Origin of the sequence: Pseudomonas sp. NPDC089918 (genome assembly GCF_050280605.1) — a bacterium.
Lineage (GTDB): Bacteria > Pseudomonadota > Gammaproteobacteria > Pseudomonadales > Pseudomonadaceae > Aquipseudomonas.
The window spans coordinates 22611-30854 of sequence record NZ_JBNNVP010000060.1; the positions used below are offsets into that span (position 1 = coordinate 22611).

Here is an 8244-nt window from a genome sequence, read left to right on the forward strand (position 1 = left end):
GCACTTTCCATTATCAAGCGGCTTAGAGTTGGTCGTAGCCTTCGGCCAGGTGCAGATCCTTCAGCTTCACGTAGTTCGCCGCGCTGTAGGTGAAAAAGGCTTTTTCCTTGTCAGTCAGCGGCCGGATCTGTTTCACCGGGCTACCGACATAGAGGAAACCGCTTTCCAGGCGCTTGCCCGGGGGCACCAGGCTGCCAGCGCCGATGATCACATCGTCCTCGACCACCGCACCGTCCATGACGATGCTGCCCATGCCGATCAGGATCCGGTTACCCACGGCGCAACCATGAAGCATGACTTTATGCGCGATGGTCACATCGTCACCGATCAGCAGCGGGAAGCCATCGGGGTTGAATGGTCCGGCGTGGGTAATGTGCAACACGCAGCCGTCCTGCACGCTAGTGCGCGCACCGATTCGGATGCGGTGCATGTCGCCGCGGATCACTGTCAGCGGCCAGACGGAGCTGTCTTCGCCGATTTCGACGTCGCCGATCACCACCGCCGAGCCGTCGACAAAGGCGCCTTTACCCAGCAGCGGCGTGTGGTTCTGATACTTGCGAAGGGTCACGATAGGCTCTCTCTCTTTTGCTGATAGCTGCGGTGAGCGTCGATTGTAATTAAGATGGGGCCATGTTTCTTCCCGCATGTTTTCCAGCCAAGGTGCCAACCGTGAGCGTGAACAACCCTCTTTTGCAGTCCTACGACCTGCCGCCGTTCTCGGCGATCCGTGCCGAACACGTGCAACCGGCCATTGAAAAGATCCTGGCTGACAACCGCGCTGCCATCGTCGACATCCTCAAAACCCAGGGTAAACAACCGACCTGGGCCGGCCTGGTGCTGGCGATGGATGAGCTCAACGATCGTCTGGGCGCCGCCTGGAGCCCGGTCAGCCACCTCAATGCCGTGTGCAACAGCGCCGAGTTGCGCGAAGCCTACGAGTCCTGCCTGCCGGCCCTGAGCGCCTACGCCACCGAGCTGGGCCAGAACCGTGAACTGTTTCAAGCCTATGAAGCGCTGGCCAACAGCCCTGAGGCCGCCGGTTTCGATGTGGCGCAGAAAACCATCCTGGAACACGCTTTGCGCGACTTCCGTCTGTCGGGTATCGACCTGCCTGAAGCCGAACAAAAGCGTTATGCCGACGTGCAGAGCAAACTGTCGGAGCTGGGCAGCCGCTTCTCCAACCAGTTGCTCGACGCCACCCAGGCCTGGACCAAGCACGTCACCGACGAAGCCGCCCTCGCCGGTCTGACCGAGTCGGCCAAGGCGCAAATGGCCGCCGCCGCGCAAGCCAAAGAGCTGGATGGCTGGTTGATCACCCTGGAATTCCCGAGTTACTACGCGGTGATGACCTACGCCCAGGACCGCGCCCTGCGTGAAGAAGTCTATGCCGCCTACTGCACCCGTGCGTCGGACCAAGGCCCGAACGCCGGTCAGAATGACAACGGCCCGGTCATGGAAGAAATTCTCGACCTGCGTCAGGAACTGGCAAAACTATTGGGCTTCACCAGCTTCTCGGAGCTGAGCCTGGCCACCAAAATGGCCGAGTCCAACGATCAGGTGCTGAGTTTTCTGCGCGACCTGGCCAAACGCAGCAAGCCGTTCGCCGCCCAGGATCTGCAACAGCTCAAGGCCTACGCCGCCGAACAAGGTTGCCCGGACCTGCAAAGCTGGGACAGCGGTTTCTACGGTGAAAAACTTCGCGAACAGCGCTATAGCGTCGCCCAGGAAACCCTTCGCGCGTACTTCCCGATCGACAAGGTTCTGGGTGGTTTGTTCAGCATCGTCCAGCGCCTGTACGGCATCGAGATCGCCGAGCTGAAAGGCTTCGACACCTGGCATCCGGACGTTCGCCTGTTCGAAATCAAGGAAAACGGCCAGCACGTCGGCCGATTCTTCTTCGACCTGTATGCCCGCGCCAACAAGCGCGGCGGCGCCTGGATGGACGGCGCCCGCGATCATCGCCGCACGATCAATGGCGTGCTGCAAAGCCCGGTGGCGAACCTGGTGTGCAATTTCACCCCGGCCGACAGCGGTAAACCGGCCCTGCTGACTCACGATGAAGTGACCACCCTGTTCCACGAATTCGGTCATGGCCTGCATCATCTGCTGACCCGCGTCGAGCATGCAGGCGTGTCTGGCATCAACGGCGTCGCCTGGGATGCGGTCGAGCTGCCAAGCCAGTTCATGGAAAACTGGTGCTGGGAGCTGGAAGGTCTGGCGCTGATTTCCGGTCACTACGAAACCGGCGAGCCGTTGCCTCAGGACCTGCTGGAGAAAATGCTCGCGGCGAAGAACTTCCAGTCCGGCCTGATGATGGTCCGCCAACTGGAATTCTCGCTGTTCGACTTCGAACTGCACGCCACCCACGATGACGGCCGCAGCGTGCTGGAAGTGCTCGAAAGCGTGCGCGACGAAGTCTCGGTCATGCGTCCGCCGGCCTACAATCGCTTCCCCAACAGCTTCGCCCACATCTTTGCCGGTGGTTACGCGGCGGGTTACTACAGCTATAAGTGGGCTGAAGTATTGTCGGCCGATGCCTTCTCGAAATTCGAAGAAGACGGCGTGCTCAATGCCGAAACCGGTCGCGCCTTCCGTGAAGCGATCCTGGCGCGGGGCGGTTCTCAGGAACCAATGGTGCTGTTCGTCGACTTCCGTGGCCGTGCGCCATCGATTGACGCACTCTTGCGCCATAGCGGCCTGAGTGAGGACGCGGCAGCATGAGTGAGGAATCTGTGATCACCAAAAAACGCTTTATCGCCGGCGCGGTCTGCCCGGCCTGCAGCGAGCCGGACAAGTTGATGATGTGGAGCGAAAACACAGTTCCGCATCGCGAGTGCGTGGCCTGCGGTTATTCCGATACGCTGAATGAACAAGGTCTGTCGGTGCCCAAGGAATTGGGCACGCGGGTCAATACTTCGGCACTCAAGGTGCCGGACGCCAAGGTTCAGGCCGTGCAGTTTTTCCCGAACCCGAAGTTGAAGAAGAAACCAGACGAGCAACACTGAGTACCGAAAATCACCTTCCACTGCGCAATGCAGTGGGAGGTATTACTTACTCGACATGGGCCGATTTGAACCAGTTTTTCATCGAGCAACTGGCAAACGGACTGGTGCTGCAATCACCATTGGCCAGCGCCGTACGAAGTTTGTCGATATCGGCCTGCATCATGTAACGCACACCATCCTTGAAATGCGTGCTGTCACCAAAGCCGCCTTGGGTCATTTCATTCAGGGCATCTTCCTTGCTCCAGCCTTGCACCACCACCCGGTACATCGCGGCCATCAGGCCTGTGCGGTCCGAGCCGTGTTTGCAGTGCATAAGCACCGGCCCTTTTGATTCGGCAGTTTGAATCGCACGCAGCACCTTGAGTACATCCGCATCATCCACATGATTGGTGCGATAAGGCAGGTGTACTTGAGTGATACCGGGTGCGGACAACCAGTTTGAGTCCGGTTCGGGCAGGAAGTTGATTACAGTCCCGACGTTGAGTTTTTCCAGCAATTGCACCGAGCCAGCGTCAGGCAATGCGCTGCGATAGAGCATCGGGGACATCTCAAAGAGATTGTGTTGCCTCTCCACTGGTTGAGCCCACTCCGCAGGACGGGGCGAGGAGCTGTCGTCAGCGAGGGCCAACGTCAGGTTGAACAATGAGACCAGCGACAAACACATCGCAGATATATAACGCGCTAGAGGCATGTTTGGGTAACTGTTCAGGAAGAGGTGGGAAGATGGCACCCAGCTTCAGTCCTGAACGGTCAAAGGTCTGTGAGCTGACCGTCAAAGAAATGTGAATCAGTCTTTTGAAGCTGCGTTGACGGGAAATCCAGGTTTTATCCGCCAGCTCGGTTTATCTTCAGTACTTAACCAATTGCACCTTGCAATCACGCCTCTAAGCGTTAAATAAAACAAACCAATCCTGCATGAACTTTCATGCAGGCCTGGCACTATAAAATCAAGGATTTACAATACTGGAATAAGCCTTGGCCAAAGCCAACAGTTTTGCCTTGTCGTCGCTGTCGATATCACCATCGCCGTCCACATCGCTGTTGACCGACTTTATGCTGAACGACCCGCCGCCATCGCTGGAGACGGCCTCTACGTAGACGGAATCGACCAGGGCCTCTGTCTGTACCTCGTTGACCTCATCCCAACCCAACTCTTTACGGGCAAGTTGCATCGATACTCGCGCTTCATTTGGATTGACAACACTGGGGGCCAGCAATTGCAAAAAGATACCACGCTGATTAAAAAACGACATAGATTAATTCCTTTTAATAAGTATCCACGAAGACTTCGTGTGCAGTCGATAATACTGAGCTTATTAATTTCAGACTATCCGTTATATATTTCATCGAGTTGCAGCAAGATGCATTATTGAACAGTTAATACAGGCGCTCGACGCTGATCAAATGCTCAGGTGCCGAACGGCACTGGCCGCTTTTCCCCGCCTCGTTTACTGTATGCACATACAGTGAGGAGCATTAATCGATGAACACTCCCTTGCCACCCCGCAGTCGCGGCACCGCCACCAACCCGCACAACCGCTTCGCGCCTAACCGTTCCGTGGCCGAGGATGACGGCTGGTATCAGGAAGCGCCAATCACCCAAGGCACCGAGGTGCGCATCGAGACGGCAAAAACCATCATCACCCGCAATAACTCGCCAGACCTGCCGTTCGATCGCTCGATCAACCCCTATCGCGGCTGCGAGCATGGCTGCATCTATTGCTATGCACGGCCCAGTCACGCCTATTGGGATCTGTCACCGGGGCTGGATTTCGAAACCAGACTGATCGCCAAGACCAACGCCGCCGACGTGCTGGAAGAACAACTGTCCAAACGCGGCTATCAATGCGCGCCGATCAACCTTGGCTCCAATACCGACCCTTATCAGCCGATCGAGCGCGAACACAAAATCACCCGTAAAACCCTGGAAGTGCTGCTGCGTTACCGCCACCCGGTGACCATCATCACTAAAGGCTCGCTGATTCTTCGCGATCTGGACCTGCTGGCTGAACTCGCCGAGCAAAGGCTGGTGGCGGTAATGATCAGCCTGACCACGCTGGATGATGAACTCAAACGTATCCTCGAACCGCGCGCCGCGGCACCCAAGGCACGGCTGCGGGCGATCCGGGTGATGCGCGAAGCCGGGATTCCGGTGGGTGTCTTGTGTTCACCCATGATTCCGATGATCAACGACAGCGAACTCGAAAGCCTGCTGGCCGAAGCTCATGCTGCGGGTGCCCAGAGTGCGGCCTACATGATGTTGCGCTTGCCGCTGGAAGTGGCGCCGCTATTCGAAGAGTGGCTGGCCGCCCACTATCCTCAGCGTGCAGCTCATGTGTTGAGCCTGATCCGCCAAAGCCGTGGGGGTGAGCTCTATGACAGCCGATTCGGTGCCAGAATGCGCGGTGAAGGGCCGTTTGCCAACCTGCTGGCACAACGCTTTGCCAAAACCATCAAGCGCCTGGGGCTCAATCGTCGGGAAGGTTTCAATCTGGATTGCGAATCCTTTTGTCCGCCGGGCCGCCAAATGTCGTTGATTTAAGGACAATTGGCCCTATGGTTGAGTAGTGAACACGACACCGCTTTTCGCGCCGGTCACGTTTTTTGTGACTTGGAATACTCGTTCTAGAGCGTTTTTATTCAGTTTGAGTTAAGTTTCAACGGCTACCTTGTTCATCGAGTGACTGACGGGTCTGACTCTTCGACCTGGATGTTTTTTAAACAGCCACTGGCTTCATACCGGACAAAACGGGAAAATTCCCTGACTCCGCCAAAGAGGATGAATCATGAGTGACAAGGATAAACAGCCGTTGGCTGCGTCGGCTTCAGCCCAACCGGAGGCGGAAACCGCCGATGCAGCGCTGCAGCATATCGTTGACGGCTTTTTGCACTTTCATCACGAGATCTTTCCGCAGCAGGAAGAACTCTTCAAAAAACTCGCCACGGCCCAGCGGCCTCGGGCGATGTTCATCGCGTGTGCCGATTCACGCATCGTTCCCGAACTGATTACCCAAAGCGCTCCCGGCGATTTGTTCGTGACCCGCAACGTCGGCAACGTCGTGCCGCCCTATGGGCAAATGAACGGCGGTGTTTCCACGGCCATCGAATACGCGGTGCTGGCTCTCGGCGTACAGCACATCATCATCTGCGGGCACTCTGACTGTGGCGCCATGCGTGCAGTGCTCAACCCGCAGAGCCTGGAAAAGATGCCGACGGTCAAAGCCTGGCTGCGTCATGCCGAAGTGGCGAAAACCATGGTCCAGGACAACTGCCATTGCACGGATGAAAACGAGAGCATGCACATCCTCACCGAAGAGAATGTGATTGCTCAGTTGCAACATTTGCGCACGCACCCATCAGTGGCCTCGCGCATGGCAAACGGTCAGCTGTTTATCCATGGTTGGGTCTACAACATCGAAACCAGCGAAATCCAGGCTTACGATGCGGATCAGGGTTGTTTCCTGCCGCTCGATGGCAGCCATCCCATTCCGGTGGCGACGCCCAAAGCGCGCTTCTAAATCCTCCTAAGTATGGTTTAGCCGAGGCTGCCGATCTGGCGGCACGGCTTTGCCACGCCTGAAAAAAACTCCGGGAGAGTCACAATGCGTGCCGCTCAACTAAAAGCTGTTCTGCCACGGGAGCTGCTGGCTTCGGTGGTTGTATTTCTGGTCGCCCTGCCCTTGTGCATGGGCATCGCCATCGCCTCGGGGCTGCCGCCGTCCAAAGGCCTGATCACCGGCATTATCGGGGGCCTGGTGGTCGGCTGGCTTGCCGGTTCGCCGCTGCAAGTCAGCGGCCCGGCAGCGGGTCTGGCGGTGTTGGTGTTCGAACTGGTGCGCCAACATGGCATTGCCATGCTCGGGCCGATCCTGCTGCTGGCGGGTTTTCTGCAATTGGTGGCCGGGCGTTTGAAACTGGGTTGCTGGTTTCGGGTCACCGCTCCAGCGGTGGTGTACGGCATGCTCGCCGGGATTGGGGTGCTGATCGTGTTGTCACAGGTGCATGTGATGCTCGATGCCGTGCCCAAGCCTTCGGGGCTGGATAACCTGGCAGCCTTCCCCACTGCGGTGATTCAGGCTTTGCCGTCGTTTGGCTGGCAGGCGGGTTTGCTCGGACTGTCGACCATTGCCGTGATGTGGCTGTGGGAAAAATTCCGCCCGCACTCCCTGCGTTTCGTTCCTGGAGCCTTACTGGGGGTTGGTCTGGCAACGGTCGCCAGCCTGGTGCTCGCATTGCAAGTCAAACGTGTGGAAGTTCCGGCCAACCTGGCGGAAGCCATCGATTGGCTGCGCCCGGCAGACTTGCTCAATCTCGCAGACCCGGCCTTGCTGATCGCTGCCTTCGCCGTGGCCTTTATCGCCAGCGCCGAAACCCTGCTCTCGGCCGCAGCCGTGGACCGTATGCACAGCGGCCAGCGCTCGGACTTTGACCGCGAATTGTCGGCGCAAGGTGTAGGTAACATGCTCTGCGGGTTGCTCGGCGCGCTGCCGATGACCGGGGTGATCGTGCGCAGTTCGGCCAACGTCCAGGCCGGTGCCACCACCCGACTGTCGACGGTGTTTCATGGCCTATGGTTGCTGGCTTTCGTGCTGCTGCTGTCGAGCGTGCTGCAAAGCATTCCGGTGGCGAGTCTGGCGGGGGTTCTGGTTTACACCGGTTTCAAATTGGTAGATCTCAAGGCCTTTCGCGGTCTGGGCCGTTATGGCCGGATGCCGATGTTCACCTATGCGGCGACCGCACTGGCAATCATCTTCACCGACCTGCTGACCGGCGTGCTGATCGGCTTTGGCCTGACACTGGCCAAACTGGCCTGGAAGGCTTCGCGCCTGAAAATCAGCCTGATCGATCTGCCGGCAGACGGCGAGATGGAGCTGCGACTGGTGGGGGCGGCGACCTTCCTCAAGGTACCGGCGCTGACCCAAGTGCTGGGGAGCATTCCGGCAGGTGCAACGGTGCATGTGCCGCTCAACAACCTGAGCTATATCGATCACTCGTGTCTGGAATTGCTTGAGGAGTGGGGCCGGGCCAATGCGGCCAAGGGCTCGAAGCTGTTAATTGAAGCGCGGGGATTGAAGCGCAGGCTTGAAGGACGGTTACGTACCACAACCGGAGTAGGTTCCACCGGCTGAGTAACCTTGAGGGGCGGACTTCTGTGGCGAGGGGGCTTGCCCCCGTTCGGCTGCGAAGCAGTCGCAAAGCTTTTGGGGCCGCTTCGCGACCCAACGGGGGCAAGCCCCCT

The 8244-nt window shown here is 58.1% G+C and carries 8 protein-coding genes; 5 read left to right on the forward strand and 3 right to left on the reverse strand.

What is annotated here, in order from left to right:
• Nucleotides 1-22: 22 nt before the first annotated feature.
• Entirely contained in the window at nt 23-568 is a 546-nt protein-coding gene (locus ACQKPC_RS27920) for a gamma carbonic anhydrase family protein (protein ID WP_007902790.1), read from the reverse strand.
• 62 nt (nt 569-630) lie between these two features.
• On the opposite strand from ACQKPC_RS27920, the gene prlC reads away from it, so the two are divergent.
• Together prlC and ACQKPC_RS27930 are read left to right on the forward strand one after the other, a co-directional pair.
• Nucleotides 631-2721 (forward strand): oligopeptidase A, encoded by a 2091-nt coding sequence (gene prlC, locus ACQKPC_RS27925; RefSeq protein ID WP_427627817.1) that lies wholly within the window; start codon nt 631-633, stop codon nt 2719-2721.
• A complete protein-coding gene (locus tag ACQKPC_RS27930) occupies nt 2718-3005 on the forward strand; it encodes a YheV family putative zinc ribbon protein (RefSeq protein ID WP_192345242.1) in 288 nt (95 codons plus the stop codon). Before prlC ends, ACQKPC_RS27930 begins: the two co-directional genes overlap by 4 nt.
• Nucleotides 3006-3051: 46 nt before the next feature.
• On the opposite strand, the gene ACQKPC_RS27935 is transcribed toward ACQKPC_RS27930, so the two are convergent.
• Nucleotides 3052-3696 carry a dual specificity protein phosphatase family protein gene (locus ACQKPC_RS27935; protein WP_427627819.1) on the reverse strand — a complete coding sequence of 215 codons (645 nt, stop codon included), beginning with the start codon at nt 3694-3696 and terminating at the stop codon, nt 3052-3054.
• 256 nt (nt 3697-3952) lie between these two features.
• A complete protein-coding gene (locus tag ACQKPC_RS27940) occupies nt 3953-4258 on the reverse strand; it encodes a hypothetical protein (RefSeq protein WP_008076205.1) in 306 nt (101 codons plus the stop codon).
• Nucleotides 4259-4488: 230 nt separating this feature from the next.
• Here ACQKPC_RS27940 and ACQKPC_RS27945 point away from each other — a divergent pair, with 230 nt between their 5' ends.
• From ACQKPC_RS27945 to ACQKPC_RS27955, 3 genes are all read left to right on the forward strand, one after another.
• Nucleotides 4489-5547 (forward strand): PA0069 family radical SAM protein, encoded by a 1059-nt coding sequence (locus ACQKPC_RS27945; RefSeq protein ID WP_427627821.1) that lies wholly within the window; start codon nt 4489-4491, stop codon nt 5545-5547.
• A 244-nt stretch (nt 5548-5791) separates the two neighbouring features.
• The gene (locus ACQKPC_RS27950) at nt 5792-6523 is read left to right on the forward strand and encodes a carbonic anhydrase (protein ID WP_008076209.1); all 732 of its coding nucleotides are present in this window, start codon (nt 5792-5794) and stop codon (nt 6521-6523) included.
• A gap of 84 nt (nt 6524-6607) precedes the next feature.
• Nucleotides 6608-8134 carry a SulP family inorganic anion transporter gene (locus ACQKPC_RS27955; protein WP_427627824.1) on the forward strand — a complete coding sequence of 509 codons (1527 nt, stop codon included), beginning with the start codon at nt 6608-6610 and terminating at the stop codon, nt 8132-8134.
• Nucleotides 8135-8244: the final 110 nt, after the last annotated feature.

What these genes read in the sequence shown, in the direction of transcription:
- ACQKPC_RS27935 (WP_427627819.1), bottom strand. Translation starts at nt 3,696, where the DNA reads ATGCCTCTAGCGCGTTATATATCTGCGATGTGTTTGTCGCTGGTCTCA.
- ACQKPC_RS27940 (WP_008076205.1), bottom strand. Translation starts at nt 4,258, where the DNA reads ATGTCGTTTTTTAATCAGCGTGGTATCTTTTTGCAATTGCTGGCCCCC.
- ACQKPC_RS27945 (WP_427627821.1), top strand. Translation starts at nt 4,489, where the DNA reads ATGAACACTCCCTTGCCACCCCGCAGTCGCGGCACCGCCACCAACCCG.
- ACQKPC_RS27930 (WP_192345242.1), top strand. Translation starts at nt 2,718, where the DNA reads ATGAGTGAGGAATCTGTGATCACCAAAAAACGCTTTATCGCCGGCGCG.
- ACQKPC_RS27955 (WP_427627824.1), top strand. Translation starts at nt 6,608, where the DNA reads ATGCGTGCCGCTCAACTAAAAGCTGTTCTGCCACGGGAGCTGCTGGCT.
- prlC (WP_427627817.1), top strand. Translation starts at nt 631, where the DNA reads ATGTTTCTTCCCGCATGTTTTCCAGCCAAGGTGCCAACCGTGAGCGTG.
- ACQKPC_RS27950 (WP_008076209.1), top strand. Translation starts at nt 5,792, where the DNA reads ATGAGTGACAAGGATAAACAGCCGTTGGCTGCGTCGGCTTCAGCCCAA.